The following is a 21,698-nucleotide window of genomic DNA, read 5'->3' on the forward strand; positions in this document are numbered from 1 at the left end:
ATGGTAGTGGAAGATCCAAGCATTATATTAATTACAGGGATAATGGCTAGCGGTAAATCGACAGTAGGGCAGTTGCTTTCTGAACAATTCGATAAATCGGTGCATTTACGTGGAGACATTTTTCGAAGAATGATTGTAAATAATCGCAAAGAGGTTCATCCAGATTCGGGAAGTGACGAGTTTGATCAGTTAAGGCTACGATATCAGTTAGCCGCTCAGTCTGCGGAATTGTACCAAAAGGCGGGATTTACAGTTATTGTTCAAGATGTTGTCATTGGACCATTGCTTACTGATTTTATCTCGTATATTAGCAGCCGCCCATTTTATGTAGTAGTTCTTTGTCCAAACTCTGCAGTGGTTGCAACGAGAGAGGCTGCTCGCAGCAAGAAAGGCTACGGCGTTTGGAGTGTTGATGAGTTAGACCGCGTGCTGCGAAATGAAACTCCACGTACAGGATTATGGTTGGATTCATCTGATTTGTCCCCTGAAGAGACGGTGAATGAAATTTCCAAGAGACTACAAAATGAGGCAATGATAACATAAGCTATTCGCTAACCGGAACGATAAATTCAATCCATGCGCACTTTGCCGCCCAAAATGGCGGCTTTTTGTTGTTAAATAAGTTCTAATGTTGCTTTGGAATCGACTCTATCAGCGGGGTAAGGAATCTCTCGATTATATTGCGGGCTTGATCCGAGAATGCGGAGATCCTCCAGAAGATGCCAAAAATGCAATTGACTGCGTGGTTCAACTTGAGTCAATATGTAGAGAAGAGCATATTAGTACCGAGAGAAATATTGCCGGAATATGGATTGCTTTCATGTCCAGCTTGATGACTTTCCAGGAGCTGTATGCCGGATATTTATTAGTCCGGAAGCATCTGGGAATCTTGCATGAAGAGGTGGTTATCAATGAAGATTATGATTGTAGAAGATGATGAGACGATTCGTGAAGAGTTATCGATACTGATGACGTTTAACGGTTATTCGGTATGTACTCCGGTACACTTCTCTAATATCCATATAGAAGTTGCGTCTGAGACTCCGAATTTGATTCTATTAGATATCAACTTACCTGGGATTGATGGTTTTAAGCTTTGCTCACTAATACGCAAGGAATCGGGCATTCCGATTATTTTTGTGACAAGCCGGAATACGGATATGGATGAATTAAACGGTATTATGAGAGGCGGAGATGATTTTATTACCAAGCCTTATAATGCTTCTATTTTGCTTGCACGCATTACGGCATTGCTCAGACGTGCTTACCCTAACGAGAATAAAGACTACCTTTCCTACAAGGATGTCTACATCTATTCGGACACAGGAAAAGTTTACTATCATGGTGAGAGTGTGGAGTTAACAAAAAATGAAAGCAAGATACTAACCTACCTATTCAAGCATCAGGGACAAATGGTCCCCAGAGCCGACCTGGTGGAATATTTATGGGATAATCAATTGTATATTGATGATAATGCTTTGAGTGTTCATATCACAAGGATCCGCAGCAAGCTCAGCCAGGTTGGTATCGATAACTTGATTCAGACTAAATATGGGCAAGGATACAAAGTATGAAGAAAAGCCAATATCTTAAGGATCAGCTATTAGTTGGCGTACTGAATGTTTTAGGCATGTTGGCTTTGACCTTGTTCCTTCACACGCTCAACATTCAGTTTCAAGAGATCCTATTGATTATTTTGGTGTGGCTTGCTGGTGCAGTGATGTATAGCTTTCTCGATTACCGTGGCAAGAACAAAAGAATTAGCCGGACGTTTGCTCTGCTCGAGGAGCTTGAACATAAATATTTGTTGTCGGAAGTTATGGATGTTCCGGATACAAATGAAGGCTTGGCTTATTTCAAAATATTGAAAGCATGCAACAAATCTATGCTGGAACAAGTATCGGCAACGAAACGTGATCGGAAAGAGTACAAAGATTACATTGAGCAATGGATTCATGAGGTGAAAACACCGATCGCCGCCATTCAGATTATATGTGCCAATAATAAGTCGGAACTATCATCGAAAGTGCTTTCCGAACTGCAAAAAATCGATCTGTATGCCGAGCAGGCCCTGTACTATGCCCGCAGCGATGAGGCTGAACGTGGTTTTCTAGTGAAAGAGGTTACGGTTACCGATATGATTCATCAAGCGATTGCCGATAATAAACAGATTTTGCTCAGGAATGATGTCCATGTTAACGTAGAGTCTTCATCTTATACTGTTTACACAGATCGTAAATGGGTGGAGTTCATTTTGAAGCAACTGGTTACAAATGCTGTGCAGTATCGAAACGAGCATTCTCCGGAAATTCGATTTCAAGTCGTTCCGATTTTGGGCGGCTTGGCACTCACGGTAAAAGACAATGGTATAGGCATTAGTGAGAACGATTTACCCCGGATATTCGACAAGGGCTTTACCGGCGATAATGGAAGGATCCGTAAGAAATCGACGGGGATGGGCTTATATATATGCAAGCGTTTATGCGATAAGCTGGGAATATATGTGGAGGCGGCATCTTTTCCAGATGAAGGCACTTCTATTATCTTAAAATTTCCGAAAGGAAGCTTCACCAAGGTGTAGCGGACATGAACTGAAATCTTTCAAAGATGAAAGATTTCAGAAAGTATTCAGGATACATTGTTTTACCTGCCCAATGTACACTCGAGTGGAGGTGAAAAAAGATGTATGAGTTACTGAAAATCGAACATGTAGAGAAATATTACGGGAACGGTCCTTCTGTCACGAAGGCAATCGATGATCTCAGTTTCACGGTCAAACAGGGAGAATTTATTGGTATTATGGGGGCATCCGGATCGGGAAAAACAACGCTCCTGAATTGCATCTCTACAATTGATACAGTTAGTGCGGGTCACATTTATCTTATGGATACTGACTTGACGGAAATACCGGAAAGCGAGCTAGCACGTTTTCGCCGGAGGAACCTCGGGTTTATATTTCAGCATTTCAATTTGCTGGATACCTTGACCATTGGTGAGAACATTGCTCTTGCGCTTACGATCAACAAGACATCCGTCGATGAAATAGGTGGGCGCGTTCAGAAAATCGCTGTTCAGTTGGGCATACACGATATTCTGCATAAATTTCCTTATCAGACATCGGGAGGGCAGCAGCAGCGCTGTGCCTGTGCACGGGCGATGGTGAACGATCCTAAGCTTATTCTTGCCGATGAGCCGACCGGAGCGCTCGACAGCAGATCATCGCAAATGCTGCTGGATACGATACAAAGCATGAATGAGCAACTGAACGCCACAATTCTGATGGTAACCCATGACGCTTTCTCTGCGAGTTATACCAAAAGAGTGCTCTTTCTCAAAGATGGGCGGATATTTAATGAAATCTATCGCGGCACTAAATCCAGGAAGCAGTTTTTCAATGAGATACTGGATGTGATGGCTTTGCTTGGGGGGGATCTGATCGATGTACGCTAAAATGATCCTGCGGAATATCAAGCGCTCCAAAAAAGATTATTTGATCTATATGGTCACCCTGATTTTCTGTGTCGGGCTGTTCTATGCATTTATGGCTTTATCAAGCCGTCACTATAATCCCTCATTGGGGGAGGAATTCACATTCACCTCGGTCCGCGGGGATATGACTTTGCCTATACTGGCGATTACAGCCATTCTCTTATTTCTGATTAAATACGTAAATGATTACATGATTAATCGGAAACAAAAAGAATTTGCAATTCAGACCATTTTGGGCATGGAGCAAAAGACTACAGCGAGGCTTTTTTTTGTAGAGACACTTGCCATGGGAGGGATTGCGGTCAGCTTTGGGATCATGATGGGATGCTTTCTCTCTCAATTAATCACGGCTATGCTGCTAAGCGCCTATGATCAGCCCTTCCAATTTACATTTCCACTATATACCGACACACTGTTGTTAACCCTATTGTTCTTTGGTTCGGCATTTGTCCTGATCGGATGCCTGAACATCAGTTCCATTCGAAGAATCAAGATTATTGATATGCTGCAAGCCGATAAGAAAGTGGAAACAGATTACAAAAGAAGCGCATGGATGCCTGTCTGGGTCATTTTGGCCACCGCCACGGCAGTATTAATGCTGTTCCGGGGGATTTATATCTTCCGGGAATTCTACTCTGCCCACTTGCCCGAAAGCCTCCAAATATCTCTGTACGGCAGCATTTTATCCCCGGCTGTAATGGTCCTATCCGTATTATATTTTGGACTCGGGAGAGGCCTTCCCAAGCGGTTGGGCTTCAATGGCCTGTTGGGAACTCTGATGACTCTTGGTATTCTTAGCATTGTATTTTCTTTTCAGGTATCCCGAAGCCCACATTTAACCGTAAGTTCGAATGTTGAAATTGCAACTGCCTTTTTTTTCGTGGCGTTCAATGTTTGCGGCTTCTTCTACTTCCTGAACCGCTGGATAGCCTATTTGAAAGAGAAATACCCCCGGTTTACATATAACGGTGAGAATCTGTTTCTCTTTGGACAGATCATGGCCAAATTAAAAACGACATCCAAAACCATGTCCATCACATGTCTTGTATTGACGCTGTCGCTATTTCTGTTTGCCTTGGAGCCGGTCATGACGGGGTGGATTAGCGGTCATTTGGAGAAAAAAAGTAAGTATGACGTTCAAGTGTTCAGCCAGTACAACAATATCCGATACGAGGGGAACGCAGCACAGGCCGACTATGGCTTTGTGGTCGAATTTTTGAAGCACCGAAATATCCAAATCGATAGGGCCCTTGAATTCACCAGCTACTTCGTTAACCGTGAAGATTTCAAAAGGAGAAACAAATATCAGTTCCCTATGCTGGCACTCTCGCTATCAGACTATAACTATCTGCGAAGCATGAATAATCTGGAGCCTGCCCAGCTGGGTGCAGAGGAATTTACGACTCAGTGGAATGCGCTAGCTGATCCAAAAGGGATTCACGGATTTTTAAGCGGGCATCGGCAGCTACGTGCAGAGACGGCGGACCTTATCTTATCCTCCGTGCCCTTTTATCAGGATGATCTGGGGCCTTATATGTATAACTCCTACACTGAAGCTATATATGTGCTTCCTGATAATGTCTGTGCGGATCTTATGCCTGCTAATCAATTGTTCTTCATTGATACTGCAGAGCCGCTGACCTATAAGGATGCAGAACAATTAAGTACTCTTTTTGAACAAATTGTTCGTACCGCTGATGACATTACAGGAAATTCTAGTGAGATCAGACTAAGCACTATGCAGATCAACGACAGTATAGCAGGAGGATTCACTACAAAGGCAATGCTGAACTATACAGGCGTTGTACTGCTGATTATCTGCTTCACAGTGCTATCCTTGCAGCAGCTTTCAGACTCTTCGGATTTTAAATACAGGTTCAGCATCTTGAGAAATATGGGAATATCCGAGCGGCAATTAAACCTTATTATTTTGAAACAAATGGGGATCTGGTTCGGCACACCGATTCTGATGGCCTTGATAATCAACATCCTTTTAATATTTTTCATGATCGACAGCTTTTACGCAGAACTGTCCGCTTATATCGGAATACAGAGTGTATTGACGAGCAGCGTTGCGGCGCTGGCTGCAGTTATGGTGCTATTGCTTTGCTATTTTATAAGTACGTGGATATTGTTTAAACGCAATATCGCATAATGATTGATGGTCGCAATGCTTTCATCGTCGAGTTGTTGTTCATTCGAAACAGTGGTTAGCTAACTAAATTCGAAAATGAGGACTGCTATTAATTATTATGGCTGCCATTAATTTTGGTTTGTTGATAATAGTGAGATTATGTCTTTAATAACAGACTACGATGGGATTAGAACATTTATTGACATTCCGTTAAGTGCATAGTAGGGCGATAGAATAACAGAATGTACATTATTTCACAAGTTTAAAATCTAAAAACTGTCCTGACATCTTATAGCACCAAAGCTGATGTCGACTTAATCTAATAGATTCGTTAAAAACTAGTGATTAAAGTTAATAACATGGATAAAAGTAAATAAGGGTAGTGATGTTTGTATCATGTCGAGAGACAAGAACATAGTCCCATTGAAAGTCGCAATTATAGCGGCTTTTTTGTTTTATCGGTACAAGAGTATGTTCCGATTACCGATTGGATGGTTGGCAAGAAAGACCTAAAAATAACTTTATTTTAACAGCACCATTTCAAATACTGTAGTTGTAGTTAAAGGATGTATAGTGGGTATGCTCCATTTTACCATTGTTAAACCCAAAAAATTATAAACTAGTAAAAAGCACAATCAAAGCAGTTTGAATATACATATCTTACTATGACCTTCCAAAAGGGAGGTGATGAGAATGACAATAGCTCAAATCCGTAGATTTATTTGTACGCCGGAGAATCTTTTACAGAAATATTCTCAGCATAGAATTGGATCGTATTAAGTAATGTAAAAAGATTCAGATAGTCGTTTGCGTAAGAAATTTAAATAAGTTCATTGGATTTTTAAGTCGCAACCTTTGTATGAAATGTTTTTGTGATTTAACTGGGGACTTTATACGTAGTGAGAGTTTTACTATTTGCTGACACCGGTTACAGCCTGTACTCCAACCAATCTTGGGATATTACGCAGGGGTGGTGAATGTTAATGCTGGCACAAAGACAAAAACTCGCCAAAGGCACACCATATGAAACATGGCTTCACCTGTTCCATGGCAAACAACCCGGCCCGACAGTTATGATCGTGGCCGGCATCCACGGCAAGGAAGTGGGTAGTATTCGTGCAGCTCAGCGACTGGTCAAGCAGTTGAGAAACCAGGAGTTGACAATCAACCGTGGGACTCTGATTATAGTCCCCGTTGCAAATCAACCCGCTTTCAAGAAGAGAGTCCGGGGCAAACCGGATCTGAACCGTACATTTCCACGCAGCAAGAGCCGAAAAGCAACCCAGGAGATGTCCCGTGCTTTGTTTATTATCATGCAAAACTATAAACCAGCCTGGTATCTGGATCTTCATGAAGCAAACGGTTTATCATCGAAAAGCAAAGATGTACTCGGTCAAACGTTAATCACGAACCCAGGAAACGCTTCTGTTCCCATAGTCCGGAGAATCATCAAACAAATGAACAAGATTGTTAATCGTCCTTCACACCGGTTTCACATTCGACTGCACAAACTTAAAGGCTCTTCTCGTACCGCAGCGGCCGAGAGTATTCATGCGAAAGCGGTAACAGTTGAAACATGCTGGAGCCTGAAAATGAATACAAGGATTCAATATCAAATGCAAATGGTACAGCACTTCATACGGGAAGCTGGTCTGATGTAATCTTGAGGCTAACAGGAAGAGATCTTTAGTTAAATGATTTTATCAAATCCAGTTCAGCTTTGGGCCTATGCAAATACATTAATTAACTAACCAAAATGATCAGGTAACATAATATGTATTTAGAACTCATCACTTAGGAGGGGGATAATGGGGGACGAGAGTAAAATAAAAGTATGGGTTATGTCAAATGAGTTTGAACCTAAAATTGTTGGTGGACTCGGGATCGTCGCAACCCAGCTCACGAGAATGTTGAGCAAACTTGGCGCAAAAGTAACGGTTTTGTGCCCCGAGAATTCGGATCGATTAACGATTTCAAATATTAATAGCAATTTGTGCATTTTCAGATTCCCAAAAAATACAAAGTACTTTAACCGAGCCAAGCAATCATTCAAAGCCGAAGCCATCATAAAGAGCGCATTCGCTAAAGGGGGAGTCAAGCCTGATATTATTCATGTGCATAGTACGGAATTTGCGGATACTGCCAAGTTAGCAGGTGACCGTTTTGATCTTCCTATCGTCTACACCTGTCATTCATTGGCATCACAAGGCATTTCATCAATTCATGGTAAACAACAGACAACACTTATACGCATTGCAAATCGAATTATCGTACCGAGCCGCTGGCAGGCCAAAGTAACAAAAAGACTTTATCCTCGAATTGATGGAAAGAAAATGATTGTCATTCCCCACGGCGTTGCTCCTGTCTCGAAGGGTTCATCAATAGGTGCTTCGCACAAATTGCTTTATGTAGGAAGGTTGATTCCGTCAAAAGGAGTTGAGCCTTTAATTAAAGCGGTTGGCCTTTTAGCCCAGGAAAATAGAAAAGTGCATCTAACTATTGTCGGTAGCGGCAAAGCGAGTTATAGAAACAAGCTGCGAACCTTGGTAAAACAAGCTGGAGTCGTGAAGCGAATTCATTGGGCCGAAAAAAACCCCTACAAAACAGTTCAACAGATGTACGGTTCTTATGGAGCCGTTATTAATCCTAGCAAAAAGGAATCGTTCTGCTTGGTCTCACTAGAAGCTATGGCAAACGGTGTTCCGCTTATTTCGACAACATCTGGAGGCATGAGGGAATTTGTAACCTCCCAAAACGCCAAGATTATTCATTCTATTGATAGCGCTCACATTGCCCGAGCCATCAAGGAATTTTGGAATAATCCAGAGCAAGCAAGAAAGCGAGTAATCAATGCCCGTACTACTGCAGCCCAGTACAAATGGCCTGTAATCGCCAGAAAATACCTTTCATTATTTTCGGACTTGAAGTTGGGGAGGCCATAGCATGAGTGAATATTCTACTACCCATGTTAAAAAGATCGTGAAACAGTTTGGGATCGAGGCAAGTTCACAAAAACTTATTCGTGGAGGAATATATCGAATTGTAACTCCAGACGGACGAAAATTCAGCTTGAAGCGTATGACTAAACAGACTGCACGGTTACGCTGGATTGATCGAATGTTAATGCACGTCCAGCGTAATGGTCTACTCCTCGCTTGGCGTAATCCACAAAACCCGGAAGGCCGAAAGCCTTATGCAATTTCGCAAAAGGGAGAGCTCTTCGTACTGACGCCTTGGATTTCGGGGAGAGAACCTTCTCCACTTTCACTAGCAGATATGCGGGCATGTGGTATTGCTTTAGCCAGGTTTCATAAAGCTGGGCAAAGCGCGCTTAAAGGAGATATTTCCCACAGCCAGATTGGAACGTGGTATTCCACACTGCATACACGGCAACAATATATTCAAAAAAAGATTGCAAAAGCAAAAACAAATAGCTTTAGTCTTCCTATTAGTCGATTTATCCAACGGCATGGACCAGAGATTCTGCGTTATGCAAACCAAGCGAAAGCATTGTTGCGAAGCAGCGGATATGAGTCTTACCGACAAAGTCCCCGAAAAAACGGTGTCTTGTGTCATGGGGATGGGGGGCCTAGTAATTTTATTCTGAATGGCAACGGGACGTATCTTATTGATTTCGAAACTTTGCATGTCGATCTACGCGCTTATGATTTATATCGGGTTATTTATAATTCCTGCAAGGATTACCGATGGGATTTTTCGATCGCAAAAGCAATTTTGGATGGTTACCGCGAGGTGGAGAAACTGAAAAAAACTGATTATAAGCTTATTCGTGTCTGGTTGCGTTTTCCGTTTTCGACTTATTTAGTGCTTACCCCCTTCAAGAGAATTCCGTTTACAGAAAGTCGGCTAAAGTGGGCACTTGATAGTGAGCGAAGAATTAGCTCATTTCTGCAAAATTTAGAGGAATATGAAACGAGACATTGATCTACACAAGGACAATAAAGAAAGTGGGCCCAGAACGGTTCTTAGCTAATGATTCTCAAGGGCTGTTATTTTAAGTCAACATAACGTGCCAAGTGAAAGCAGGGAATATGCCGAAGGATACTGCAATTTTATATGCAGCAGAAGATAAAGGGTAAGATGAAACAATCTTAAGAAATAATGAGTATGTCTAATGACACAAAAGTGGATACATTCAATAAACCTAAAAAGCCTGATAAATCAGGCTTTTTAGGTTTATCGGCTAAAATTCTTGTCATCGAGCACATTTCATTTTCCGCCGGTTTTACGCTGGAGACGTTGATCGATATGAGATGGTTGACATAGCGTGAAACTTAAACATGGTTTAACGTGGTTTCTGCAAGTAGGGCGACCTGTTTTAGCGACGGGTTACAAGAGGAACGAACGATTTGCCCCGGCTACTGAGAATTACACCAGTATAACAAAAGTGTTAAACCAATAAAAACTGTCTCACATCATGATAAATGTAACTTATGAAAATACTTGAATATTGTGGAAAGTGTTGATAAGATTATTAATCATAATTATTAATTCCATTTAGTATATAAAATTACTTAACAAACTCTACATAAATTCATTCTTAGAAAAAGTAACAAAGGAAATTTCACAGAGTTTGTTGATTGTAAAGTTCTTTCATATTTATGACTCATTTTTTCATAGTCTTAAACAGGATTACATAGGATTTGGAAATAGGTTTAATAATAAAATCGATGTAAGCGCTTACGCCCGCAAAGCAGTCAGAAAATAAAAGCATTCTTCTATTTGAAGGTTCAGTGAATTTCTGCCAAGAGAGACTAAGGATGATCTGGTCTATTGGCGAGGTTCACCCTATTTCATTTTGCAATAAAATTTAACTCGATCAGGATTATTTACACAATGATAATTATATTTCTCAACAGATTATGATATGGAGCATCCCATGAGCAATTAATAAGAATATCGAAATAGGAAGTGAAAGTTAGTGACCTCCAATAAAAAGTATCCGTTAACGAATGCTCAGAAGCGAATTTGGTATACAGAGAAATTGATGTCGAATACGGGAATATGCGCGCATCTATTTTCGTTGAAATTATTACATAAATCGACATCTATTGATTTCAATAAATTAATAGATGCAATCGAACAATTAATAGAACGTAATCCTATTCTCCGTGCTGGGTTTATTGGCGATGATGCCCCCGAATTCTTTATTCGGGAGCATAGAAAACTCGATCTAGCAATAATCGATGGGGCGGTATCGGATGTTGGCCAATTCGTATTTCAAAAATCTAGAAATGTAATGACATTGCAAGATTTCGATATGGTCCAAATTCAGATTATTAAGATAAGTGAATGTGAATGTTTGATTCTATTTAGAATCCATCCCATCATTTGCGATAGGCATAGCGCGGAACTTATGGCGAAGGAAATTATGGATATTTATGGAGGATTGACTCTTGGAATCCCGCGGGCAGAAGCTAAGCCATCTTACTTTGAATATATCGAGAGCGAACTGGAGTATGAAAACTCTGACCGCTTTGCAGAAGATAGAGCATTTTGGATAAAGGAATTCGAATCTTTCTCCAGTGATAATACGGCGATTAAATATGGCCAGGGTTCGTCCAGTACTAAAGGGAATAGAAAATCATTTTATATACCTTCGGAACTTCAGGAAGGCATCTTGCATTTTTGCAATGAAAACAAGATCTCTGTGTTTACGTTGTTCTTTTCAGTATTGTATTTATATTTATATAAAATCAACTCGAACGAAGATCAAGTGATCGGGACGTACTACGCAAATCGTATGAATGAGAATGAAAAAAATACGCTGGGGATGTTTGTCAGCACCGTGCCGTTCCGGATGTTAGTCAACGGCAATCAAAACGTACTAGCCTTTATTCAGGCCATTTACGAGAAAAAATCGACGATTGCTGAGCATCAAAAGTATCCCTTTTATTTGCTTGTTCATGAATTGCGCCAAAACTACAATCATGCGAATGATCCATTGTTCCGCGCAGCGATGGAGTTCACAAGCGGTTATATTTTTGCGAACGACATATTTTCCTATGAATTGGATCATTTGTTTGGCGGCTACGAAGAAAACGAACTGTTAATCCGCGTACAGCATAGGAAGGCATCGAATCCTATCAGAATGGATTTTGATTATCGTACCGACCTGTTTCAAGAGGACGAGATTTCGCAGATGTTCGCTCACTTTGCGAATATGATTCAACAGGTAATCCAACGTCCCCTTCAATTGATCGACGAGCTCGATTTGTGCACGGCGTACGAAAAAGAGAGATTGCTAACCGAGTTTAACGAGACGAAGGCCGACTATCCGATGGACAAAACGATTCAAGCCTTGTTTGAGGAACAGGTGGAGCGGACGCCGGAAGCAGCGGCGGTCGTTTTTGGGTCTGAGCGATTGACATATGAAGAACTGAATGCGAAGGCGAACCAGCTAGCGCGCGTGCTGGGAGGACAAGGTGTCGGGGCAGACCGGATCGTAGCAATCATGGCGGAGCGTTCGCTGGAGATGGCCGTGGGGATACTCGCGATCTTGAAGGCCGGCGGCGCTTATTTACCGATCGACCCGGCGTACCCGGAGGAGCGGATCGCCTACATGCTGGAAGACGGTGGCGCTGATTTGCTGCTCGTATATGGAAATGCACAAGTACCGGAGGTTTATGCTGGAGAGGTGCTGGACCTGGCGGATGCGGTACTGTACACGGGAGATGCGTCGAACCTACCTGCGGCAAGCGGCCCGAGCGATTTGGCGTACGTTATCTACACGTCGGGATCAACGGGACAGCCCAAAGGCGTTATGGTCGAGCATGCAAGCATTTCCGCAACTTTGCAGTGGAGAAAAGTGGAATATGCGTTCGACAGTTCGGACTGTGTGCTTCAACTGTTTTCAATGGCTTTTGATGGCTTTATTACAAGTTTCTTTACCCCTATCATCAGCGGCTCCGAAGTGTATTTGATGCAACCGGGTTCGCTAATCGATCTGGATGAAATTATTGGTTTGATAGAGCGAGAGAAAATCACGCATTTCATTTCGGTTCCCAGTCTATTTAACGAGATTCTAGATGGCAGCTTGCCTAATCAGATCCAGTCATTACGCGTCATTACATTGGCTGGCGAGGCATTTGATTCCTCGCCCCTTAAAAAGGCGTCTAGCAAGCACCCAACTCTTGAAATTGTAAATGAATATGGACCTACCGAAAATAGTGTTGCGACTACGTTTATGAGAGAAGCTAATAAACAGGAAAATATATTGGTGGGAAAACCTGTTCCTTCTTCGAAAGTGTATGTTCTAAATTCTCGAAACCAACTGCAGCCGATCGGGGTGGCTGGAGAGCTCTGTATTGCGGGAAAGGCCTTGGCGCGGGGCTACTTGAACCGACCGGAGCTGACGGCGGAGAAGTTCGTGGACAACCCGTTTACGCCCGGGGAGCGGTTGTACCGAACGGGGGATCTGGCCAGATGGCTGCCGGATGGGAACCTGGAGTACATGGGGCGGATTGACGAGCAGGTGAAGATCCGGGGGTACCGGATTGAAACGCGCGAAATCGTGCACCGTCTGCTTCAACATGCGGACGTGAAAGAAGCGGCCGTGATTGCTCGGAAAAATGAGGGCGGTGAAGCGTACCTGTGTGCGTATGTGGTGAGCGACGGGGCAGTTGATGCATCCGTACTTCACGCATTTTTGAAACGCAGCCTGCCGGAGTACATGGTGCCCTCTTATGTCGTGAAAGTGGAGCGGATTCCGTTGACGGCTAACGGCAAGATGGACCGGAAGGCGCTGCCGGAGCCGCAAGGGCTGGTGCAGGAGGGAAGCAGGTACGTGGCGCCGAGCAGCGAGGCAGAAGCGAAGCTGGCGGAGATTTGGCAGGAACTTCTTGGGATATCGCACCCGGTGGGTATCCGGGACAACTTCTTCGAACTGGGCGGGCATTCGCTGAAAACGGCGCAGCTCGTATTGCGCATCCAAAAACAATTTAACGCGAACGTGCCGCTTAGTGAAATGTTCGCGGGTCCGACGGTGGAGGAGCTTGCCGGCTATTTGGAGTCGGCTGCGGCTAAGGAGCGCTACGAGCCGATCGGCAAGGCGGAGCCGCGCGAATGGTATCCGGCATCGCCCGCGCAGCAGCGAATGTACCTGGTGAGCCAATTGGATCCGGGCGGTATTAGCTACAACGTGCCGCATGCGCTGGAGATTACAGGAGAGCTTGATGTACAGCGCGTGCGGGAAAGTTTGAATCTGCTAGCAGCGAGGCACGAATCGTTTCGCACGTCATTTGTAATGCGTGAAGATGAGCTGATGCAGCGCATCGCCGGGGTGGTGGAAGTGCCGCTAGAAGTGACGGAGCCCGCAGAGTCGGAATTAGAGCTGCAGGTGCAAGCATTTTTGCGCCCGTTCGATCTAGGCATAGCACCGCTCTTGCGTGCGGGGCTGGTCCGCATAGGAGAGGGGCGGCACGTGCTGCTTCTGGATATGCACCACATCGTCGCGGATGGCATGTCGGTAGATGTATTCGTTGACGAATTTTCGCGTTTGTACGCGGGGGAGAACTTGCCGCCGCTTGAGATTCACTATAAGGATTACGCGGTATGGCTGTGGGAGAAAATGCGGGGTGAGGCATACGAAGCCCAGGAGCAATACTGGCTCAAGATATTCGAAGAAGAGTCGCCGGTGCTGCAATTGCCAACAGATTACGCGCGTCCGGCGGTACGCCAGTTTGAGGGAGACCGCACCGGACAAGTATGGGGCAAGCGGGAGACGATGCGGCTGAAGCAGCTGTGCGCGAAGCAAGGCGTAACGCTGTACATGGCGCTGCTCGCGGCTTACGGGGTGCTGCTGTCGCGCTATGCCGGAGCGGAGGATGTGGTTGTCGGTTCCCCCGTAGCTGGCAGAAGGCACTCGGACGTGGACCGGATGATCGGGATGTTCGTGAACACGTTGCCGATGCGCAGCCGCCCAGCGAGTGGCAAACGGTTTGACATCTATTTGGCGGAAGTAAAAGCCGTGGTGCTGGGGGCGATGGAGAACCAGGACTATCCGTTCGAGGAGCTGGTGGAGAAACTAGACGTGCGGCGGGAGACGAGCCGCAACCCGCTGTTCGACACGATGCTGGTGCTGCAGAACATGCAGATGAGCGAGTGGAAGCTGGAAGGGCTGGAGGTCCGGCCGTATCCGCAGAAATTCCGGGTGGCGAAGTTTGACCTGACGGTATTTGCTACGGAAGTGGAAGGGCAGCTGCATTTCGAATGGGAATACAGCACGGCGCTGTTCAAGAAGGAAACGGTCGAGCGGATGGCAAGGCATCTGGCGGTGATCGTGGAGCAAGTAATAGAATGTCCGGACATACGGCTGGACGAGATCGAGCTGGTGCGGGAAGAAGAGAAGCAGCAGTTGCTCATCGCGTTTAACGATACAAAGGTAGAGTATCCGATGGACAAGACGATCCACGCGCTGTTCGAGGAGCAGGCGGAGCGAACGCCGGAGGCTGTGGCGGTTGTATTTAATTCTGAACAGTTGACGTACCGGGAACTTAACGCGAAGGCGAACCGGCTTGCCGCTAAGCTTCGTGCATATGACGTTCGACCGGACAATATCGTGCCGATTGCCGCAGAGCGTTCGCCGGCCATGATCGTCGGTATCTTGGCCATTTTGAAGGCAGGCGGCGCATATTTACCGATCACTCCCGATTTACCTAATGAACGAGTCCGGTACATGCTGGAGGACTGCGGCGCGCGATGGCTGCTCACGGACGGTCCGCTTTTGGAAGGGGTTCCGTTTACGGGGGCCCGTCTCCGATTGGATGATGAAACGTTATACGAGGAAGAGGATGACGGTAATTTACCAGCCGCCGCTTCCTCCGAAACTTTGGCCTACGTGATCTACACGTCCGGCTCGACTGGCAACCCGAAAGGAGTCATGATCGAGCACCGCTCGGTCGTTAATCGGATCGCATGGATGCAGCGGGCTTATCCGCTTGGCGCGGAGGACGTCATTCTGCACAAAACGACGTTTACGTTCGACGTGTCGGTGTGGGAGCTGTTCTGGTGGGCGTATGCAGGTGCGTCGGCGTATTTTCTCGCGCCGGGAGCCGAGAAGGAATCGGATGCGATCGTACGGGCGATCGAGCGTCACGAAGTGACGACGCTGCATTTTGTGCCATCGATGCTGCACCTGTTCCTTGCTTACCTGGAAAAGCAGCCCGATCGGATTGTCGCGCTTCGAAGCTTAAGGTTCGTTTTTACCAGCGGTGAAGAACTTCTCCCGGATCAGGCATCGCGCTTTAACGCTTTACTGAATGAGAAGGTTGCTACCAAACTGATCAATTTGTACGGCCCGACCGAAGCGACGGTGGACGTGTCGGTTTTCGACTGCTCGAACGGCGAAACGCTTCGAACGGTACCGATCGGCAAACCGATCGATAATACGCGGCTGTATATTCTCGATGCGAGCGGCAGGCTGCTGCCGCCCGGCATTCCGGGCGAACTGACGATCGGAGGCGTCGGCGTGGCCCGCGGTTATTTGAACTGTCCGGAGCTGACGGCGGAGAAATTCGTGGATAACCCGTTCACGCCTGGGGAACAGATGTACCGTACGGGGGACCTGGCCAGATGGCTGCCGGACGGCAACCTGGAGTACATGGGACGGTTCGACGAGCAGGTGAAAATCCGGGGGTACCGGATCGAGATGGGCGAAATCGTGCACCGATTGCTGCAGCACAAAGACGTGAAAGAAGCGGTCGTGATCGCCCGGAAAGACGAGGGCGGCGAAGCGTATTTGTGCGCATACGTGGTGAGCAGCGGTGCAATCCGCGCATCCGGGCTGCGCGCGCATTTGAAGCGCAGCCTACCGGACTACATGGTGCCGGCATACTTGGTGGAAGTGGAGCGAATCCCTCTGATGGCCAATGGCAAGGTGGACCGGAAGGCGCTGCCGGAGCCGCAAGGGCTGATTCAGATGGGAAGCGAGTACGTGGCACCCCACAGCGAGGTTGAAGCGAAGCTGGCGGAGATATGGCAGGACGTACTTCGCATCTCACAGCCTGTCAGCATCCGGGACAACTTCTTCGAACTGGGCGGCGATTCGATCAAAGCGATCCAGGTCGCATCCAGGCTAGGCTCGGGAGGGATGAAGCTGGCGGTACAGGATATAATGATGCATCCGACGATCGAGGAAGCCAGTCAATATATCCAAACGCTGGTGGAAACCGCAGAACAAGGTCCAGTGGAAGGAGAAACCCCGCTTAGCCCGATCCAGCGGTGGTTCTTCGAAAGACGCATCTCGCAAAGTCATCACTGGAATCAGGCGATGATGCTGTACCGTGCGGACGGGTTCCGGGAAGTGGCGGTAGAGGAAACCATCGCGGTGCTGGCGGAACACCATGACGCGCTGCGGATGGTTTACCGCCAGGAAGATGGGAACATCGTACAAATATGCCGGGGAAGTGGAGGCGAAGCGTTTCGCCTTCATGTGTTCGACGTTTCGATGGAGGAGGACGTAAGCGCCGCAGTCGAGCAGAAGGCAATGCTCGTCCAGCAGGCTATGGACCTGCAGAACGGGCCGCTGATTCAGTTGGGTTTGTTCCGGACGGGGGCAGGGGACCATCTGTTAGTTGCGATCCACCACCTCGTCGTGGACGGGGTGTCCTGGCAAATCCTGCTGGATGATTTCGCGGCCGGGTACGAGCAGCGGTTGCGCGGCGAGGTTATCGCGCTTCCGGCGAAGACGCATTCGTACCGGGCATGGTCAGAGCGGTTGAGAAACTATGCCCAAAGCCGGGAACTGCTCTGGGAAGCGGATTATTGGCGGCAGGAAGAAAGCGTCAAGTTCCAGCCGTTGCCTAAAGACGGGGAAGGCGCGAGAATTCGCACAGTGGAAAGCAGCGCAAGCTGGTCAATTAGCTTAAGCGAGGCGGAAACGAACAACCTGCTGACGGGGATTCACCACGCGTATAAGACAGAAATCAACGATGTGCTGCTAGCAGCACTCGGCTTAGCCATGCAGGAATGGACGGGGCATGAAACGCTGGCCATCCACTTGGAAGGGCACGGACGGGAAGAGGTGTTAGACAGCGTAGACGTGACGAGGACGGTAGGTTGGTTTACGAGCATTTACCCCGTCACCTTCGAGCTGAAAAAGACGGAAGGGATAGCCTATTGGATCAAATCGTTCAAGGAAAAACTGAGGCGGATTCCGAACAAAGGCGTTGGATATGGAGTGCTGAAGTATTTGGCGCCAGCGGAGAAGAGCGGGCTTGGAAGCGGAGCCCAGCCGGAAATCAGTTTCAACTACATGGGGCATTTGAACAGAAAAATAGCTACAGACAACATGTCGATATCCGAGCTTTATGCAGGAACAGCAGTGAGTCCGCAATCGGAAAGGGTTTATGTGCTGGACATCACGGGAATCGTTGTCGACGGGAAGTTGACGTTGCGAGTGGATTTCGACAAGCATGAGTACCGCACGACCACGATGAAAGCCTTCATGGAGAATTATAAGAAGCAACTGCTGTTAGTCGTCGAGCACTGCATGCAGCAAACTGAGTCCGAGCTAACCCCAAGCGATTTGGGGTACGCCAAGATCTCATTAGAAGATTTCAACGAACTATTTAGCAACCTATAAGCATGAAGGAAGGGAATGTTCGATGAGTTTAAAAGATAAAGTGGCCAAGCTATACCCATTGACTCCAATGCAAGAGGGGATATTGTTTTATTCTCTTTTGGAAGAGCGCTCTGAAGCTTATTTTTGTCAATTCAACATATCGCTTCACGGCTTGCTAGACTTGGGAATCTTGGAGCAAAGCTTGACAGTGCTCATGGAAAGGCACGAAATGCTTCGGACGTTGATTTCGCATAAAAAGTTAAGTCAGCCCCTGCAAGTTGTTTTAAAAGAAAGGACTCCTTCCTTTCTCTTTGAGGATCTTACGGGTATCGAGGAATCCCGTAAGCAAGAGCGCGTGGAAGCGTTCAAGCAAGCGGATCGAGCTCGAGGCTTTGATTTAACGAATGACGTACTTCTTCGGATCGCAGTTTTAAAGACCGGCGAGGAACAATATGAAATGATTTGGAGTTCGCATCACATCATTCTTGATGGATGGAGCTCTAGTATCTTGCGTAATGAATTATTTACCATTTATGAGCAACTTCGAAACAATCGCCCCCTTCATTTACCCGCGGCGTACTCCTATGCGAATTATATGGGCTGGCTGGAACGGCAGGATAAGGAAGAGGCTTTGCGATACTGGACCCATTACTTGGAAGGGTATGAACAAAGGGCGGAAATTCCGAAGAGCAATCTTTATTACGAACAAAAAAATGGATATATGTTGAAGGAAAACACATACGCCATCGGAGAGGTGCACACGGAACAACTCAAAGCACTTTGCAAGCGCAACAAACTCACATTAAACAGTTTCATGCAAATGATATGGGGAGCAGTGCTTCATCAGTATAGCGGTTGTGTAGATGTCGTACACGGCATGGTTGTTTCCGGGCGTCCATCTGAAGTCCAAGGCATAGAGAACATGGTGGGGATGTTCATTAGTACGTTACCCGTACGGATTTCCTTTGCCAGTCAAGAATCACTTCTCAGCATAGCACAGCAAGTACAGGCGGATTTGCTGAATTCGGAAAAATATAACTACTTATCTTTAGCGGATGTTCAAGCGAAGAGCGCGCTCAAAGCGAACTTATTCGATCATATCTGTGTATTTGAAAACTATCCTGTTGACACGAACCTGAGCAATGACGTGCAGTCAGAAGAGAAAAAAATTACAATTACCGCTATTAAAGCAATTGAGCAAACCAACTACGGATTGAATGTCACCATGTTTATGCGGGGGAACCAGCTTGTCGTTAAATTAAGTTACAATGCTGAAATGTATTTTGAAGAGAGCATGAAGCGATTATTGCGACACCTGGCGGCAATCGTGGAGCAAGTTGTGGAACGCCCTGACATAAGAATGGACGAAATCGAATTGGTGCGGGAAGAAGAGAAGCAGCAGCTCGCCGCGTTTACCGATACGAAGGTTGAGTATCCGAAGGACAAGACGATCCATGCACTGTTCGAGGAGCAGGCGGAACGAACGCCGGAAGCGGAGGCGGTCGTATTTAAGTCTGAGCGGTTGACGTACGGGGAACTGAACGCGAAAGCGAACCAGCTGGCGCGCACACTGAGGGCGCATGACGTAGGACCGGATAAGATCGTGGGAATTATGGCGGAGCGTTCACTTGAGATGGTCGTCGGAATCCTTGCGATTTTGAAAGCCGGCGGTGCGTACTTGCCGATTGACCCGTCGTACCCGGCGGAACGAATCACGTATATGTTAACCGACAGTGGTACCGATGTTTTTCTGACTTTCGGCTGCGAAACCGTACCGGCCGAGTATATCGGCGCAGTACTCGATCTTGCAGATTCCCGAATATACGATGCGAATACATCCAGCCTTCCGCCGTTGTCGACATCTAGCCATGCGCTTTATGTCATCTACACTTCTGGCACGACGGGAACCCCGAAAGGGGTTGTTATGGAGCACCGAAGCATCGTTAATTTGCTGGATTCTCAAAAGAGACAAACTGCGCTTGAGTTTACTCGTACGCTGCAGTTCGCCGCTTACAGCTTTGACGTTTGCGCGCAGGAACTGTTTTCCGTTCTTCTGTCCGGCGGCACGCTGTTCGTCGCGGATGAAGAAACGAAACGCAATCCGCAACAATTGATCGAGTACATTCGCACCCATAAGATCGGCACCGTCTTTTTACCGACCGCTTATTTGAAGCACGTCATTTCCGACCGGAGTCTGTGCCAGCATTTGCTGGAAACGATAGAACATCTCGTTGTCGCCGGAGAGCAGCTCGTTTTGAACGATGATTTCGTACAGACAGTACGCCACATGAATGTGCTCGTACATAACCATTACGGCCCGACGGAAAGCCATGTCGTATCGACCTACACGATTGGTGCGAATAACGGCTATTCGCTTTTACCGCCAATCGGATCGCCTATCACGAATACAGCTTTGTACATTGTGAACCGCTATAATCGGCTGCAGCCGATCGGGGTGCCGGGCGAGTTGTGCATCGCGGGGGACAGTTTGGCACGCGGCTACTTGAACCGTCCGGAGCTGACGGCGGAGAAATTCGTGGACAATCCGTTTGTACCTGGCGAACGGATGTACCGTACCGGGGATTTGGCCAGATGGCTGCCGGACGGCACCATCGAATATGTGGGCCGGATCGACCATCAGGTAAAAATTCGGGGTTACCGGATCGAGCTTGGCGAAATCGAGAAGCAACTGCAAAAGCATGAGACGGTCAGGGAAACGGTCGTTTTAGCCCTAGTCGACGAGCAGGGTCAAAACGCTCTATGCGCATATGTGGTAGCGGATGTTGAACTTACGGTAGCGGAGCTTCGGGCGCACGTCGGCAAGGCGCTGCCGGATTACATGATCCCGGCCTACTTCATGCAGATTGAGCGGATGCCGCTGACCTCTAACGGGAAAGTGGATCGCAAGACGTTGCCGAAGCCGGATGGAAGCATGTCTACGGGCGCTGTCTATGAAGCGCCGACAAACATAGTGGAAGAGAAGCTGGCAGCAATTTTTCAGGACGTGCTTGGTATCGGCCAGGTGGGCATTCAGGATAACTTCTTCGAAATGGGAGGTCATTCGCTGCGTGCAACCCGGGTTGTCAATCAAATTGAAGTAAAGACCGGAGTACGTTTGCCGCTGAAGGCCATTTTTGCCGCTCCTACGGTTCAGCTTCTCGCCAAAGAAATAGAACAAGCAAAAGCGAAAGAATACGTCCCGATCCCGCAGGCGGAATCAAAAGAAATGTACCCGATGTCGTCGGCACAAAAGAGGTTATATCTGCTTAATCAGATCGACGATGCAGGCATAGCCTACAACATACCGGCCGGAGTGGTCATTCACGGGACTCTAGATATGGACCGCATGAAATACGCACTGGAGCAATTGACCATACGCCATGAAGCGCTGCGCACCAGTTTCCATATGCAGGATGGAGAACCCGTCCAGAAGATCGCACAAGAAGTTCAACTCGAATTGGAGTATGAAGAACGGATTGCAGGTGCAGAACA

The 21,698-nt window shown here is 46.8% G+C and carries 11 protein-coding genes; all 11 read left to right on the forward strand.

Features of this window, described 5'->3' with window-relative positions; all coding sequences use genetic code 11:
* Nucleotides 1–543, forward strand: coding sequence for an AAA family ATPase (locus tag G358_RS0128445; protein WP_019640661.1), 543 nt, complete (start codon nucleotides 1–3; stop codon nucleotides 541–543).
* Nucleotides 544–911: 368 nt separating this feature from the next.
* Nucleotides 912–1,574, forward strand: a complete 663-nt coding sequence (locus tag G358_RS0128455; protein ID WP_019640663.1) for a response regulator transcription factor — start codon at nucleotides 912–914, stop codon at nucleotides 1,572–1,574.
* Nucleotides 1,571–2,581 (forward strand): sensor histidine kinase, encoded by a 1,011-nt coding sequence (locus tag G358_RS0128460; RefSeq protein WP_019640664.1) that lies wholly within the window; start codon nucleotides 1,571–1,573, stop codon nucleotides 2,579–2,581. The genes G358_RS0128455 and G358_RS0128460 overlap by 4 nt, the downstream gene beginning before the upstream one ends.
* A 101-nt stretch (nucleotides 2,582–2,682) precedes the next feature.
* Nucleotides 2,683–3,450, forward strand: a complete 768-nt coding sequence (locus G358_RS0128465; RefSeq protein ID WP_019640665.1) for an ABC transporter ATP-binding protein — start codon at nucleotides 2,683–2,685, stop codon at nucleotides 3,448–3,450.
* Entirely contained in the window at nucleotides 3,440–5,644 is a 2,205-nt protein-coding gene (locus G358_RS0128470) for an FtsX-like permease family protein (RefSeq protein ID WP_019640666.1), read from the forward strand. Before G358_RS0128465 ends, G358_RS0128470 begins: the two co-directional genes overlap by 11 nt.
* A gap of 962 nt (nucleotides 5,645–6,606) precedes the next feature.
* Nucleotides 6,607–7,284 carry a succinylglutamate desuccinylase/aspartoacylase family protein gene (locus tag G358_RS0128475; RefSeq protein ID WP_019640667.1) on the forward strand — a complete coding sequence of 226 codons (678 nt, stop codon included), beginning with the start codon at nucleotides 6,607–6,609 and terminating at the stop codon, nucleotides 7,282–7,284.
* A gap of 147 nt (nucleotides 7,285–7,431) precedes the next feature.
* The gene (locus G358_RS0128480; RefSeq protein WP_019640668.1) at nucleotides 7,432–8,565 is read left to right on the forward strand and encodes a glycosyltransferase family 4 protein; all 1,134 of its coding nucleotides are present in this window, start codon (nucleotides 7,432–7,434) and stop codon (nucleotides 8,563–8,565) included.
* A 1-nt stretch (nucleotide 8,566) separates the two neighbouring features.
* A complete protein-coding gene (locus tag G358_RS0128485) occupies nucleotides 8,567–9,568 on the forward strand; it encodes a phosphotransferase (RefSeq protein ID WP_019640669.1) in 1,002 nt (333 codons plus the stop codon).
* A gap of 183 nt (nucleotides 9,569–9,751) precedes the next feature.
* Nucleotides 9,752–9,910 (forward strand): hypothetical protein, encoded by a 159-nt coding sequence (locus G358_RS33360; RefSeq protein WP_019640670.1) that lies wholly within the window; start codon nucleotides 9,752–9,754, stop codon nucleotides 9,908–9,910.
* A 655-nt stretch (nucleotides 9,911–10,565) separates the two neighbouring features.
* Entirely contained in the window at nucleotides 10,566–18,227 is a 7,662-nt protein-coding gene (locus G358_RS31065; RefSeq protein WP_019640671.1) for a non-ribosomal peptide synthetase, read from the forward strand.
* Nucleotides 18,228–18,249: 22 nt separating this feature from the next.
* Nucleotides 18,250–21,698 (forward strand): non-ribosomal peptide synthetase (locus G358_RS0128500; protein WP_019640672.1); only part of this gene is annotated, 3,449 nt, incomplete at its 3' end.

Source organism: Paenibacillus fonticola DSM 21315, from assembly GCF_000381905.1.
Taxonomy (GTDB): Bacteria; Bacillota; Bacilli; order Paenibacillales; family Paenibacillaceae; genus Fontibacillus; species Fontibacillus fonticola.

Excerpts from the sequence above, each read along its gene's own strand:
- G358_RS0128445 (WP_019640661.1), top strand. The coding sequence starts at position 1 with ATGGTAGTGGAAGATCCAAGCATTATATTAATTACAGGGATAATGGCT.
- G358_RS0128455 (WP_019640663.1), top strand. The coding sequence starts at position 912 with ATGAAGATTATGATTGTAGAAGATGATGAGACGATTCGTGAAGAGTTA.
- G358_RS0128460 (WP_019640664.1), top strand. The coding sequence starts at position 1,571 with ATGAAGAAAAGCCAATATCTTAAGGATCAGCTATTAGTTGGCGTACTG.
- G358_RS0128465 (WP_019640665.1), top strand. The coding sequence starts at position 2,683 with ATGTATGAGTTACTGAAAATCGAACATGTAGAGAAATATTACGGGAAC.
- G358_RS0128470 (WP_019640666.1), top strand. The coding sequence starts at position 3,440 with ATGTACGCTAAAATGATCCTGCGGAATATCAAGCGCTCCAAAAAAGAT.
- G358_RS0128475 (WP_019640667.1), top strand. The coding sequence starts at position 6,607 with ATGCTGGCACAAAGACAAAAACTCGCCAAAGGCACACCATATGAAACA.
- G358_RS0128480 (WP_019640668.1), top strand. The coding sequence starts at position 7,432 with ATGGGGGACGAGAGTAAAATAAAAGTATGGGTTATGTCAAATGAGTTT.
- G358_RS0128485 (WP_019640669.1), top strand. The coding sequence starts at position 8,567 with ATGAGTGAATATTCTACTACCCATGTTAAAAAGATCGTGAAACAGTTT.
- G358_RS33360 (WP_019640670.1), top strand. The coding sequence starts at position 9,752 with ATGTCTAATGACACAAAAGTGGATACATTCAATAAACCTAAAAAGCCT.